Below are 13,962 nucleotides of genomic sequence, written 5' to 3' on the forward strand. Positions count from 1 at the left end.
ACAGGCTATTCAACTGCGTGTGCATTGACATGACTTGCACCACTGGCGTTGGTTTTTGCTTTGGGGCTGCCGTAATAATCGACGCTCGATGCACCACTTGCCTCAGCAACTAGCACTTCTGTAACAGCCGCCTCTACGTGAGATGCGCCGCTCGCACCCAAATCGGCTTTTTTTGCCATTAACTTTTTACCGCGAAAATTGCTCGCACCACTTGCATCTACCTTTAAGTCCTGAGCGTTGCTGGTCGATTTGATTTCAATATTGGAGGCACCCGATAGATCAAATTCTTGCTCCTGACTATTCACGCTATCGACGCGAACATTGGCAGCGCCAGACAATTCCATCCGCAAATTCTTGGCATTTAATGCCGAAAAATTTACATTGCCCGCGCCACTGACATTTAGCTGAAATTTTTCCCCTTGAAAATCACTCAAGTTAGCGCGCGCACCGCCCGATATTTCCAAATACTCCAGTTGTTTAACTCGCAATACAATGCGCACCGGGTCGTTGCTGCCGCCAAACCAGTTAAAAAAATTACTATCACTTTTTACCCATACACTTACACGGTTACCGCTCTGATCCACCTTGACCCGTTTCATTACTTCAGCATCCGCTTCAACACGCAGGTATTCAGTGCCGTCCTGACTAATTGCTACCGAGGTATTTCCACCCGAGACAAACTCGGTGAAATTTTTTACGGGATAAACTTTTGCTACAGTTTCCGCCAACGCGACTGGTGCAACCAACAAAACCATCAGCGTTATCATTAATCTGCGTAATAACATCATAGACTCCTATTCGTGCTCATCTTAACGTTTAAAAACTACTTAAATATTATGCTGTGCAGCATCAACGTCCACGGTTTTTACCCGAAACAAATTGAATGATTGAACAGCCGGTACAGCCAGCTTCAATTGTTCCTCTCGTGCATCGACCGACTGCATAGTGCCGCACAGTTTTTTACCTTGTTCCTCCAAACCGGCCGCTTTTGCATCCATCTGCAGCTCCAGTTGTTCGCCAAACTTATTCATGCGCGCCTCAAATGCTTTCATACTGCCACCTGATGCCAGCAGTTCTTTACCCATCGCGACCATTATGCTGCCGATAGAGTTTTGCATTGAGGTTTCCACAATACGCTCAATGCGAGTTTCAAATTGTTTACCTAAAAAATCGGGCGTATCTTCATTGGCGCGATTCAGGCTAATCGGGCGACCCGACGTGAAATAGCGATTTACATCGCCCTTGGCGTTATTCAACTCCGTAGTTAACTGCGCAGAAACCTGATTTTTTTCACCGAGTAAATTGTCAAACGTGAGAGCAACAGCCTCAATTGCCAGGTCGATCCCGCCCAGCGCCATGCTATGTACTTCCGGCACGACGGCGCGAATAGCCTTTGCGTAGCCGGTAACCGCATCTTGCTGCCCGGCAGTGAGTTTGAGAGTCTGCCCATTCACCACCAAGTAATGATCGGCAACAATTTTGTAGCTCGGTTTATCGGCTTCATAGAACTCAATGCTGCCCTCGCTGATGCGCAAGCCTGCATCTAACTCCAGATTACAAGAGTCGTGTGCGGCGGCGGCACCAGTCATTAATAACAACACTCCAGCAATAACAGTTTTCATCTATAACTCCTTTCCATTGAGGGAAATCAATCGCACGGGTTAATAATCGGGGTTTTCGTCCACTCCTAAGTGGCGCGGTTATAGATTGAGACGCTAGTGGCGCCGAATCAGATTCACCCTGCGAAAAATTTTGTTTTCCGTTCATAAACACCGGTTAAAAACAAGTCTGGCAGATACCCTGTTTTTGGGGATAATGGTGCCCTTTCCGATTCAAGCCCGCTCAAGAGTGTTTCATGCTATGACCAGCTTACCCAGTATTGCCAAACGTATCGCCGATGAATTAAACGTTCAGGAACAACAAGTTAGCGCCGCCGTAGGGCTGCTCGATGAAGGTGCAACCGTGCCCTTTATCTCGCGCTACCGTAAAGAAGTGACCGGCGGGTTGGACGATACACAAATGCGCACCCTGGAAGAGCGGTTGCGCTACCTGCGCGAACTGGAAGAGCGCCGTGCGGCGATCCTTAAATCTATTGCAGAGCAAGAAAAGCTCACCCCGGAATTGGAGCGCGAGATTCAAATCGCCGACACCAAAAACCGCCTGGAAGACCTCTACCTGCCCTACAAACCCAAACGCCGCACCAAGGGCCAGATCGCCAAAGAGGCTGGCCTTGAGCCACTGGCAGAGGCATTGCTCGCCGACCCGAGCCTCGCCCCCGAAGTGGAGGCAGCCAAATACTTCAACGCTGAGCACAGCATTAACGATGTGAAATCGGCGCTCGACGGTGCCAAATACATCCTCATGGAAAAATTCAGTGAAGATGCTGAATTGCTCGGCCAATTGCGTCACTTCCTAAAACAGGAAGCAACCTTCACTGCACGTGTTGCCACAGGTAAAGAAACCGACACCTCACAAGAAGTGCAAAAATTCCGCGATTATTTTGAACACGACGAACCACTAAAATCTGTACCCTCCCATCGCGCACTGGCGATGTTCCGCGGCCGCAATGAAGGTGTTCTCAGCATCACTATTAAAGTAGGTGATGAAGAGGCTAAGGTAGGTCATCCATGCGAGACGATGATCGCCAATCACTGGCAAGTGAAAGATCAGGGCCGCGCCGCCGATGGTTGGTTAGCCGAAGTGGTGCGCTGGACCTGGCGAGTAAAATTGCTGACGCATCTTGAAACCGATTTACTCGGCGAGTTGCGCGAAAAAGCCGAAGAAGAAGCGATCAAAGTATTTGCATCCAACTTAAAAGATTTATTGCTCGCCGCACCTGCAGGGCAAAAAGCCACAATCGGTTTAGACCCAGGCATGCGTACCGGCGTGAAAGTCGCCGTGGTTGATGCCACCGGTAAAGTGCTCGACCACGGTGTTATGTATCCAACACCGCCGCTGAATAAAATCGCTGAATCCGAAGCAATGTTGGTGCACCTGTGCAAAAAACATAATGTCGGTTTAATCGCTATTGGCAACGGCACCGCATCGCGCGAAACCGAAAAGTTCGCGAAAGATGTGTTGAAAAGACACAGCGATATCACTGCCAGCACCGTGATTGTGAGCGAAGCAGGTGCATCGGTTTACTCGGCGTCTGAATTTGCGGCAAAAGAATTTCCCGATTTGGACGTGACTATTCGCGGTGCAATTTCTATCGCGCGCCGCCTGCAAGATCCACTCGCGGAATTGGTAAAAATTGATCCAAAATCGATTGGTGTGGGCCAATATCAACATGATGTTTCACAATCGCAATTGGCGCGCTCGCTCGACGCGGTTGTTGAGGACTGTGTAAACGCCGTGGGTGTAGAGGTAAATACTGCATCGGCGGCATTGCTCGCGCGTGTGTCTGGTTTAAACACCACACTTGCCAACAACATCGTAGAATTCCGCAATCAAAACGGCGTGTTTAATTCCCGCGCCGCGCTGAAAAAAGTTCCGCGCTTTGGTGAAAAAACCTTTGAACAAGCGGCGGGCTTTTTGCGCGTTGCCGGTGGTGATAATCCGCTCGACGCATCAGCTGTTCACCCTGAATCCTATTCGGTAGTAGAAAAAATCGCGCAAAAAAATGCCCGCGAATTAAAAGGCCTGATTGGCGATTCCTCTTTCCTGCGCGGCTTAAAAGCCGCCGACTACACCGATGAAAAATTTGGTGTGCCGACTGTGACCGACATTATCAAAGAATTAGATAAACCCGGCCGCGACCCGCGCCCGGAATTTAAAACTGCACAATTTCAAGACGGCGTAGAAGAAATTACCGACCTGGTTCCCGGCATGATTTTGGAAGGCACAGTCACCAACGTGACTAACTTCGGCGCGTTTGTGGATATTGGTGTGCATCAAGATGGTTTGGTGCACATCTCGGCGCTGTCGCATAATTTCATTAAAGACCCACGCGAAGCGGTTAAAGCCGGCGATATAGTCAAAGCCAAGGTGATGGAGGTGGATGTACCGCGCAAGCGCATCGCCCTGTCACTGCGCTTGGATGATACCCCCGGTGAAAAAGTTGAAGGCAAGCGCGGCGGCGAGCGTCCACCATCGCAAAACCAACAGCGCGCAGCACAGAAAAACAACCCCGCGCCCGCCGCCATGGGTAGCATGGGTGCGCTGTTGCAACAGGCGCTGAAAAAGAAATAGCCGGAAAAAATTAGCCTTTTATTCTGCCCCGTCTATGCGGGGCACTGTTATTGAGAAATTTGATGAGCGATTTACCCAACTGCCCCAAATGCAATTCCGAATACACTTACGAAGACGGCGAATTATTAATTTGCCCTGAGTGCGCCCACGAATGGTCAAAAAATGCAGCAGAGGCCAATAGCGATGATGATGCATTAATCGTGCGCGATGCCAACGGCAGTATTCTGATTGATGGCGACAATGTCACTGTAGCAAAAGATTTAAAAATCAAGGGCAGCTCATCGGTCATTAAAGTGGGCACCAAAGCCAAAATCGTTCGCATAGTGGCAGGTGATCACGATCTGGATTGTAAGGTTGACGGCATGGGGCCAATGATGTTGAAATCTTCCGTCGTTAAAAAAGCATAATTAGCAGTAAAAAAACCAATTGCAACCAGGAGAAAGCAATGGAAATTGGTACAAAAACAATAGCAGCGGCAGTAGGTTTATTTTTTCTCGGTGGATTAAGTGTTTATTTGGTAATGGCTAAATCTGATGCACCAGCACAGCCAGCCCTTACCCAGCACAAAACTGCCGCTATGCAAGAAGCTCTGGAGCAAGTGCGCGCCAATGCCGCAACAGTGCAAGAAAAAAGCACTCTCACTAACCCAGTGGTAAACGATAGTGCGCCAGAGGCAGAGGCTGTAGAAGAGTTAACCCATGAAGCTTTTTTGGCACAAGCAGAAGCGCGCCGCGAAGAGAGATTAATCAATAAAGAAGAAACAGAACGCCTGGAAAAGTTAAAGGCGATGAAAGAGCGCAGTGTGGAGTGCAAGTTTTGGAAACAGCAGCAAAAAACTTCCAGCGCAGCGGCGAAAATAGAAGAAAAAATCAACGAGCATTGCAACCTGCCCAGCTCATCAGCTGCAAGCGAATCAAGCGCAGCAAGTCAAGATGCATTGAGCAGCACAATTAGCGAGAATACTACTCAGTGAACAACATCTTTCTTAGATCACACTATTAGGGGGGACTGGAACTTTCCAATTGAAAATTCCAGCCCCTCCTGTCTATTCAGGTCAAATTAAAAACGATAATCCACATTAAGTGAAACACCGCTTAATTCAATACCCTCTGAATAACCATCCCACTTGGAATCACCATCAACGATCATCCGGTATTCCAGATTAAAATTCAGGCGAGAATTAATGACAAACCCTACACCTACACCATAAGAAAAACCATTCAAACTAACAGTATCATCCTCCCCGGCATCCGCATCAAACATGACCGAACCCAGGGTATAACCCAGCAGTAAATAGGTTTTAGCCGTGTCATTTGAACTTTCTGTGCGATAGTAGAATGAGCTATATAACAGATCCAAACCATCATCAGATCCATAACCCAAACGCGCTTCGCCCCCAATAAAAGGGTTGCGCTTGTATCCACCAACAGCCTCAACTGTAACCCAATCGAGTGACCCACCCTCTTCAAAACGCATTTTTACATCGGCAGCACCACCACCCACATAAAAACCGCCCACATTATTATCACCAGCAACGGCCACCATAGGTAGACTTAATGCAACAGCTGCAAACCAATTTTTCATTTTTTTGCTTCCTTTAACATCATTGTTGTTTTCAAGACGGGAACAAAGCCCTCCCCGATCTTGATTGCCCATAAACTAGCGACGACATAATAGCCATTTCGTTAACAAATTCCATCTGATAAGAGCCATTAATAGCTCAACAACCCCACAGCTCCCTCATAGGTGAGTTTGATTCCCGCCAATAACAAAAAGCCATAACTGAGCCAATAAAAAAAGCGGTCCGATACACGGTGATGCAGATAAACGCCTAGCCACACACCTAATGGCGCCAGTGGTAAAAGTGCAAGTGAGGTGAAAAAAGAGCTGCTGTCAATTTGGCCTAGCCAGACATAGGGGATGAGTTTTATAAAATTAATAATGGCGAAAAATAAAATCGTGGTGCCCGCCAATACTGATTTGGATAAGTGCTGCGGCAATAAATAAATCGCAATTGGTGGGCCACCCGCATGGGCGATATAACTTACATAACCGGCAATACCGCCCCAGAAACTGCCGGCTATTTTGTTGGGTTTACGCTGGTTTAACTGTTCCAAAAAGTGCCTACCCCATAAGTAGTGCGCGACAAAATAAATCGACAGCACACCAATCATAAAGCGCACCCAATCGGCATTGGTCATTTCAAAGGTTAGCGCACCAGCAACTGTTCCCAGTAGTGCGCCAGGCAACAAAATTTTTAAATTCAGTTTGTCCCAGGTGCCGCGAAAGCTCCACAAACTAAATGCATCCATACTGCATAAAATAGGCAATAAAATAGCAGCGGCAAAACGCGGATCAATCATCAACGATAACAGTGGAACTGCGAGCATACCCAAGCCGCCACCAAAACCGCCTTTGGACATACCCACAAGAATGACGACCGGTACCGCAAGGAGATAAAAAGAGAGATCACTGACCATAGAGACTACTGCGCATGATGGCTTATTCAATACACGTGCAGCATGATGGCATTAAACCGATTTTTCCAGCGCAATCCTTGCGCTTAGCTAATTATTTTACTCTTTTCCTTTTACTCAAGAATCTTATTCAAGCGTCACAGGATAATAATCGTATTCGCAATAGCCTGAATTGGAGTCGCAAACTTCAATAAACAGATACACTTTCTGCGGTACTTGTTTAACTAATGAGTAAATATCCACTTCTTTGGTAGAACCTTCACAAGACATATAAAAATCGCTGGTATATTCGCATACCCAGTTGCCGCTCTGGTCACAGGCGCGCCCGGCACCACACCACTGCGAATAAATCGGCAAGCTGCCGTTGATAGAAGCGCGATCATTAATGCGCAGTGTCACGCGATAATCTTCAAGACTATCTACATCCCAAAAAATTTCGTACAGCCCATCATAAAGATAGGGGCTGAGTGCAAGCGGCGGGTGATTAGCAAAGGCAGTATCTGTATCGTAGCTATCAATAATATCGAAGGCACGCAATTCGGGAACGTAATTTTCATGCGGGTCATCAACTGCGACAGTTTCACCGCCACAGCCAAATAACCCAATAGACAGGAGCAATAGCATTGCAATAGGTAGATTTTTTAACATGGCTCAACTCCGTAGAAGCATACAGAGTTGATGCTAGAGTTTTAGCTCTGAATCACACCTGAATAATTAGCAATTCAGTATTGCTAATGACGAAGCTGCAGTGACGGTTTTAGATTGACCGATCCGTCTTCTTCCAGCTGCGCGTGCTGGGTCGATTCTGCATTCGCCACCATCACGATTGGCTGCATAAACAATGGCCGGCGCACAAACCACAGATGCCAACCAAAGTTTTCAAGGCTGTGCAGCGCAAGCAACTGGGATTCATTCAAATAGCGCCCAAGGTCGATAGGCACTGCCTTTTGTGCGCCGCGTCGATTATCAACAACCTGCTGTAACCGCTCGGCGAGTGTAGATTTGAGGGGCGATTTTGAGGCTCTAAGTTCCGGCATGTTGCAACTCCCTTAAAAAATGAACCAACCCTGTCGTAGCAAGCACACAATGCGTGATGCATGTCACAATAAGTGTCGCGAGAATTATCCACCTTGTCAAAAACCGAGTTGGAATATCCAGAAGGGCTATCAGCATCCTTTTACATAATTGATACACACAATGCCCTGCCAGCCGCTAGAATCACCTATCACTATAAGAATCTACACTTGGTCGCTCACTCACTTCACTATAGGGTTTACTTTATGAGTCACAGTCGTTTAAGCCATCCAGTTATGAAAAAAATTCTGCTGATCGCCAGCCTTTGTATTAGTCCGCTATCTATGGCCGACAAGAGTGAAATAAACACGCTGAGCAAAAAAGTTGAGCAGTTGCGTATTGCAATGATTGATGGCGACGCAAAAGCCTTGCAACAACTCTCATCGCCTCAACTCAGCTATGGACATTCAGGTGGCCACATCGAAGACCAACAAGCTTTTATTGAAAAAATTGTCAGCGGAAAATCTGACTTTGTCACTATGGAATTAGCGGATCAAACCATCAGTATTTCAGGTGATGTAGCCTTGGTACGTCACAATCTAAACGCCGATATTAAAGATGGCGGCGTACCTAACACGATTCACCTGGGCGTATTATTGGTTTGGCAAAAGCAGGCGGGAGAGTGGAAACTACTCGCGCGGCAGGCATTTAAATATCCACCCCAAGCGCAATAAACCCGATTAAAAGAGCAATCAACTGTTTAGAGAATATGTTATGAAACTTTACGGTAGCTACACATCACCCTTTGTTCGCCATGTGCGTATTGTACTGTTGGAAACCGGATTAGCCTGCGAGTTTATTGAAACCGACCAAACCGGCAGCGCAGCAAAATCACCCACCCAGCGGGTGCCATTTTTAGAAGACGGCGATATTTTTTTAACCGATTCCACATCGATTATTAAACATCTGCGCGAACGTGTTGGGCAGGAGTACTGCAAAACAGCTAAAGAATTAGATGAACTGTGCTTAGTGAATACGGTGATGGATACTTGCGTAAATTTGTTTTTCATCAAACGCGATGGAGTTGATATTAGCGCGATCCCCTACTTGCAGCGGCAAGCAGCGCGCATTCAATCAACATTGGCCGAATTAAATCAACAACAGTGGCCGACAAGCGCACCTTACAACGACGCTCAAATTCGCTTGGCCTGTTTTATCGGCTGGGCAAAATTGCGCAAACAAGTAGATTTTTCACTCCACCCTAATCTGGATGCATTTTTTACCTACGCCAACCAGCATCCGCATTTTCAAGTAACACAACCACCGCAAAGTTAACTTGCACCACAACATATTCTCTAAATAATTAAAAAGGCGCCGCGGCGCCTTTTTAATTAACTGAATGAACAAATCTACTCAAACTCCATACACAATTTTTGGTTTGCGCAGTTGCCGCGCCGTACACAATAAAAAGAATCCCGCTAATAAAATTGCCACCAACCATACCTGCAAAAAAAATACTGGTGACACATCGCCACCCAGCAACAAATCCTTAATTAATACTTGTTGCCCCAACACAGGAACCCAGCGAAACCAATCCGCATAAGCACTAGGATTAAACAAAGTATAAAACAGCGGCACCATTGGAATAAAAATCATCAGCCCCATGTAGGTTTGCGCATCTTTAAAACTGCGCGCAAACAATGAAATAACAAATTGCAATCCAGTCGCCAGCAATGCTACTGAAGACAGCACTAAATACACACCCGCCAAATCCAATGGGCTTACATTTACCCGCAATCCTAATTCTTTAAACGGCACATAAGCAAAAGCGAGCGCCAGCAGCGCCACCTCTATTAATAGCACCATTAAGGTGAGTGAAAAACAAGTAAACCATTTGCCCAATACCAATACCGCAGAGGATGCTGGCGTAATTAACAGTGACTCCAAAGAGCGCCGCTCGCGTTCACCCGCGGTCATATCCGCACTAAAACCGACACTGGCCATAAACGCGGTGAGAATTAACAGCATGGGTAAACTTGCCATCACAAAAAAACCCATCTTTTCATCGCTGGCAATATTTAAATCGCGAATCAATACCGGGTTAATAATACCCGGTGAAATTCCTCGCGCTAATAAACGTAAACTGCCCATGCGCCCATTCCAACTCCATATTTGCTGACGCACAAAATGTAAACTTCCCTGCAATTTACTATTGGTCGCATCAAACACCAGCGCCAATTCAATTGAGTCACCTGTGGCAAATTTTTCACGTGCGTCCGCTGGAATAATGAGCGCATAACCTAAATCACCGCGCTCAACCTGTTGATAAGCATCCTCGCCGACCGCATCGATCTGCACCCCGCGCTCTTGCAGCCAGTCAATCAGCGGCGGCAAATAATCGGCACCTACCACGGCGAGTTTAATCGGCTCGCTGGTCGTTGCGCGGGATTGATTGCTCATGTGAATAATAAACAGCGAAGAGGCCACAAACACGCCGACAAAATACACTGGCATCAGCAGCGCCATACGCAAACTTTTGCTATCGCGCAGCGCATCGCGCCACTCTTTGCGCAGCACTATAGCCACTTTCCCCAACCACTTACCCATGTTGCAGCTCCTGTTGCGGTTGAACGAGATTGACAAATGCATCCTCCAGCGAATGCGCTTTACCTGCAGCTAGAATTGCTTCCAGAGAACCATCAGCCAAAATTTTCCCGTGTGAAATCACAATAATTCGATCACACAAACCACTCACCTCATGCATTAAATGGCTGGAAAAAATCACACAGCGCCCCTGCTGTTTTAATTCGAGCAATAAACGGCGTACCGCGCGCGTGGTAATAACATCTAATCCATTGGTGGGCTCGTCGAGTAAAACATGTTGCGGCTGATGCACAATTGCACGCGCCAATGCAGTTTTCATTCGCTCACCCAACGAGAAACCTTCGGCGCGCCGCTCGGCGATATTATTCATACCCAGCCACGTAATTAATTGCTCGATCGATTGCTCCAGTTGTGCCCCCTGCAGCCCCTGCAACTCACCGAAGTAGCGGATATTTTCGCGCGCGGTCAAGCGCTTGTACAACCCCGTATCATCCGGCAGTACACCCAAACCTTGCCGGGCAGCATTGGGGTTTTTACTCACTTGGTGTTCGTCAACCCACACTTCACCGGAAGTGGGTTGAAGCAAGCCGTAGATCAATCGCATCAAGGTGGATTTACCCGCGCCATTTAAGCCCAGCAGACCGGTAATTTCGCCATCATTCAGGGTAAAGTTCACGTCGTCCAAGGCGACAATATTATTGGATGGAATCGTTTTGTTTTTATTTAAAAAATTTATTGAAGATGTTTTTTTTGCAGCAAAGGTTTTGCTCACATGTTCTACACGAATCATTATTCTGCCCCCCCTGCGGAAGAAGTCTGGGCCGAGCTCAGACTATCTGCTGATGAGCTCGTCACCTTTTTCTGATTAGCGCCCAACACTAATGGCAGCGGTTTTATATTGTCGACACAATCCAGTTTTACATCATTCATGGATGCGCGCTCAAGAAATTGTGCAATCAATTGCGGCACACAACCTTCGGTTGAAATAGAGTGATTACCACCCGCAGCACTGAGCAGAGTTGCATGGGACAAATGCGCAGCAACTGATTGCGCCCAACGCTCGGGAGTTACCGGATCATGTTTGCCCGACAGCAACAATGCGGGCACATCGCTGACAATGGGCTGCCAATAATCTTGCGGCAATTCAGCTTTGGGCCAGAATGCGCAGATAGGCTGTACCTCCTGCACAAAATGCAAACCTAAAAAGGGTGTGCTGTGGGCAACATCGTCAGCGCTTAACAGCGGCCAATCTTCATTACACATGACGCTATAACGCATTCCTTCGGCAATATTCATCTGTTGCGTCTGCTCACCGGAAAGCGATGCAAGCGCGGCAAGCAACCGATAATCTTCTTTTTCTGCACTGCTAATCGCGCGTGGTAGCAACACGGTTAAATCGCGCGAATAAAGCGACATAAACACCAGCGAAGAAAATGTGCGCGGCGTTAAATGCAATGTATCGGGTTGTTGATGACGCGGATGCTCATAATTGACCACCAAGGATTCTCCTTTAGTTTGCAGCTCAATTAAACGCTGCAAAACACGCTCAGTTTTTTGCACTATATCGCCAAAAAGAGAAGCGCAGTCTGTTTGCGCCATGCATTCATCACTTACTGCCGTTAAAGCAGCCATAGCATCGCGGGAAAAATATTTTGGTAGGGCAATCTCTACTGGGGCGACGCCATCCAAAATAATAGCGCGCGCCTGTTGCGGATAGCGACGCGCATATTCAAGCGCAACCCGCGTACCATAAGAGCCGCCCCACAGGTTTATTTGCGGATACCCCAAGGCGGCGCGCACCGCATCTAAATCCTGCACGCCGTGAACCGTAGTGTAAAACGCAGCGGAGTTGGTATATTTTTCTGCGCAGTTTTTTATTAATTGCAGATATTTTTCTTTCTGTTCAGTTTCAGATAAGAGCAAATCCGCCGCCGACAATTGTTCGCAGCGCAGCGGATTAGATTTGCCCGTACCGCGCTGATCAACAAAAATCAAATCGCGATTCTTACGTACATCGGCAAAAAAACTGTGCAGCTGTGTAGCCATTTCAATTGAAGATCCACCAGGGCCACCCTGAATCAAAAAAAGCGGGTCGGCGGCAGGAATTGGGCTGATCGCCGGTAAACGCAAAATCGCGATACTGATATCCTGACTATTGGCGTCAGCCGAATTTTCCTTCAACACCAATTCACCACATTCCGCGCCATACACTAGCGGCGGCTTGCCTGTTTCTACAAAGCCGGGGCAAGGTTTGAGAATGGATTCCGCATTGGTTTTCTGATCACTTTTTTCGGTGCAACCAACTATAAAAAATAGCGAAAAAAAACACAGAAACCGAGAGGTGAACCAAACAATTTTCATCCTTTAATTCCTTATATCAATACCAAAGTAAATTAGTGTCTTATGCACGATCACTCACTGGCAAGCATGTCGCGCAGACTAGCGAGCAGAACCTTGTCGGAAATTTCCAATTGCCGCGCAGCTATAACCAATTGCTCCAACTGCGAGTGTAAGTGCTGCAATCGCTCTTGTTCAGAATTGTTTTGTTTATTTTGTCGCGCAATTTGCATAGGTTTACCACGGTGCCGAATTAACAATCCTTCAACTTCCAGCAAGCTATAGGCTTTGGAAATAGTCATAGGGTTTACCGCATGCTCCAATGCCAGTTCACGTACCGATGGCAATTCATCGCCCTCCTTTAATTGACCACCGGCGACCATGCGCCGGATTTGTTCAGCGAGTTGGCGATAAATAGGGATGCCTGATTGGGGGTTAAGAGTAAACATTAAACTTTCCCCCGCGCAAAACCTATTTTTGCGGTCGCCTTTTGCGCATAGGTACGCAAGAACAACGCAGCAACCGTACAACACAACATAGTGCTCACAATTAACAGATCCACACTTATCTTCTCGCTTGAGACAAGACTCCAGCTAACACCTGCGAGGAAAATTTGCAGCATAACAATGAAGAAAATGGCAACACCCAATAAATTACTATTGCCCTCAGTACGACAATATAAACACCACACAAAATGAAACAACAACCAGTTCACCGCCAGCACTAGCAGACAGTAGAACATAATCCATTTCATTTGCAAAAATTCGGGAAATGCCCAATAACATGCAAAGCCAATTAATGCACAGAAAAAAAACAAATCAATTAATAGGGACAATACAAAATTCTTTTCAACTGCACTCAATAACTCAGCCCTGGTGCCTGGAAAATAAAGCCACACACGCCCAATACTCGTAAACAGCCCAGTAAAATAGCCCATTCCCGCGCTACTCAAAAATGCCCAGAGTGTAATGGGTATTGCAACTGGTGCTATGTCACGCAAAGCGCCACCATAACCCAAGCGTACGATTAGGCTCAAACTTAATACGAAAACCCCACCCATCGCTAGCCAAGTTATTACCCGCGATAGAGGATTACCCGTCACTCCATTTAACAAATGCAAATAGAGCGATGCAGGGGAATAAACACTTTTAATCCGCAAAGCAAGCATATTTATAGGCAACTTAGCCCAATGATTAAGTGATGTGTTATGCAAACTCTGCCAATTACGCAACAAAAAAACATTGTCAATTTTTTCCGTTGGCCGCCAATGCAGCCACCAATCTGAGAAACCTATACAAACCACCACACCCAAGGTAAAAAGCCCCCATGGAGAAATCTC

The 13,962-nt window shown here is 46.9% G+C and carries 16 protein-coding genes; 5 read left to right on the forward strand and 11 right to left on the reverse strand.

Translation table 11 applies throughout. The features are described 5' to 3' along the window. Positions 1-5: 5 nt before the first annotated feature. A complete protein-coding gene (locus AC2CG4_RS06195; protein WP_484485423.1) occupies positions 6-785 on the reverse strand; it encodes a GIN domain-containing protein in 780 nt (259 codons plus the stop codon). Positions 786-827: 42 nt separating this feature from the next. Continuing rightward, entirely contained in the window at positions 828-1,622 is a 795-nt protein-coding gene (locus AC2CG4_RS06200; protein ID WP_484485424.1) for a DUF2884 family protein, read from the reverse strand. 238 nt (positions 1,623-1,860) lie between these two features. On the opposite strand from AC2CG4_RS06200, the gene AC2CG4_RS06205 reads away from it, so the two are divergent. From AC2CG4_RS06205 to AC2CG4_RS06215, 3 genes are all read left to right on the forward strand, one after another. Beyond that, positions 1,861-4,191, forward strand: coding sequence for a Tex family protein (locus AC2CG4_RS06205; RefSeq protein WP_484485425.1), 2,331 nt, complete (start codon positions 1,861-1,863; stop codon positions 4,189-4,191). A 62-nt stretch (positions 4,192-4,253) separates the two neighbouring features. After that, on the forward strand, positions 4,254-4,598 hold the full coding sequence (locus tag AC2CG4_RS06210) for a zinc ribbon domain-containing protein YjdM (protein ID WP_484485426.1): 345 nt from the start codon (positions 4,254-4,256) through the stop codon (positions 4,596-4,598). 38 nt (positions 4,599-4,636) lie between these two features. Beyond that, the gene (locus AC2CG4_RS06215) at positions 4,637-5,164 is read left to right on the forward strand and encodes a hypothetical protein (protein WP_484485427.1); all 528 of its coding nucleotides are present in this window, start codon (positions 4,637-4,639) and stop codon (positions 5,162-5,164) included. An 86-nt stretch (positions 5,165-5,250) separates the two neighbouring features. Here AC2CG4_RS06215 and AC2CG4_RS06220 read toward each other — a convergent pair whose 3' ends face one another. The 4 genes from AC2CG4_RS06220 to AC2CG4_RS06235 all read right to left on the reverse strand — a co-directional run bounded on the left by AC2CG4_RS06220 (position 5,251) and on the right by AC2CG4_RS06235 (position 7,705). After that, positions 5,251-5,775 (reverse strand): outer membrane beta-barrel protein, encoded by a 525-nt coding sequence (locus AC2CG4_RS06220; RefSeq protein ID WP_484485428.1) that lies wholly within the window; start codon positions 5,773-5,775, stop codon positions 5,251-5,253. Positions 5,776-5,903: 128 nt separating this feature from the next. Beyond that, positions 5,904-6,671, reverse strand: coding sequence for a sulfite exporter TauE/SafE family protein (locus AC2CG4_RS06225; RefSeq protein WP_484485429.1), 768 nt, complete (start codon positions 6,669-6,671; stop codon positions 5,904-5,906). A gap of 123 nt (positions 6,672-6,794) precedes the next feature. Continuing rightward, a complete protein-coding gene (locus tag AC2CG4_RS06230; protein WP_062061497.1) occupies positions 6,795-7,316 on the reverse strand; it encodes a hypothetical protein in 522 nt (173 codons plus the stop codon). Between the two features lie 83 nt (positions 7,317-7,399). Next, entirely contained in the window at positions 7,400-7,705 is a 306-nt protein-coding gene (locus AC2CG4_RS06235) for a hypothetical protein (RefSeq protein WP_062061499.1), read from the reverse strand. 243 nt (positions 7,706-7,948) lie between these two features. On the opposite strand from AC2CG4_RS06235, the gene AC2CG4_RS06240 reads away from it, so the two are divergent. Together AC2CG4_RS06240 and AC2CG4_RS06245 are read left to right on the forward strand one after the other, a co-directional pair. After that, on the forward strand, positions 7,949-8,416 hold the full coding sequence (locus tag AC2CG4_RS06240; protein ID WP_484485430.1) for a nuclear transport factor 2 family protein: 468 nt from the start codon (positions 7,949-7,951) through the stop codon (positions 8,414-8,416). Positions 8,417-8,456: 40 nt separating this feature from the next. Next, entirely contained in the window at positions 8,457-9,017 is a 561-nt protein-coding gene (locus tag AC2CG4_RS06245) for a glutathione S-transferase family protein (protein WP_484485431.1), read from the forward strand. 78 nt (positions 9,018-9,095) lie between these two features. Here AC2CG4_RS06245 and AC2CG4_RS06250 read toward each other — a convergent pair whose 3' ends face one another. Genes AC2CG4_RS06250 through AC2CG4_RS06270 form a run of 5 tightly spaced genes read right to left on the reverse strand, consistent with a single transcriptional unit; the run spans position 9,096 to position 13,791 of the window. Then, entirely contained in the window at positions 9,096-10,289 is a 1,194-nt protein-coding gene (locus AC2CG4_RS06250; protein ID WP_484485432.1) for an ABC transporter permease, read from the reverse strand. Then, positions 10,282-11,076 carry an ABC transporter ATP-binding protein gene (locus AC2CG4_RS06255; protein WP_484485433.1) on the reverse strand — a complete coding sequence of 265 codons (795 nt, stop codon included), beginning with the start codon at positions 11,074-11,076 and terminating at the stop codon, positions 10,282-10,284. The genes AC2CG4_RS06250 and AC2CG4_RS06255 overlap by 8 nt, the downstream gene beginning before the upstream one ends. Next, a complete protein-coding gene (locus AC2CG4_RS06260; RefSeq protein WP_484485434.1) occupies positions 11,076-12,647 on the reverse strand; it encodes an alpha/beta hydrolase in 1,572 nt (523 codons plus the stop codon). Before AC2CG4_RS06260 ends, AC2CG4_RS06255 begins: the two co-directional genes overlap by 1 nt. Before the next feature lie 50 nt (positions 12,648-12,697). Then, the gene (locus tag AC2CG4_RS06265) at positions 12,698-13,072 is read right to left on the reverse strand and encodes a GntR family transcriptional regulator (protein WP_484485435.1); all 375 of its coding nucleotides are present in this window, start codon (positions 13,070-13,072) and stop codon (positions 12,698-12,700) included. After that, positions 13,072-13,791 (reverse strand): hypothetical protein, encoded by a 720-nt coding sequence (locus AC2CG4_RS06270; protein WP_484485436.1) that lies wholly within the window; start codon positions 13,789-13,791, stop codon positions 13,072-13,074. The genes AC2CG4_RS06265 and AC2CG4_RS06270 overlap by 1 nt, the downstream gene beginning before the upstream one ends. Positions 13,792-13,962: the final 171 nt, after the last annotated feature.

It is taken from the genome of Cellvibrio sp. ATLC23, from assembly GCF_057196725.1.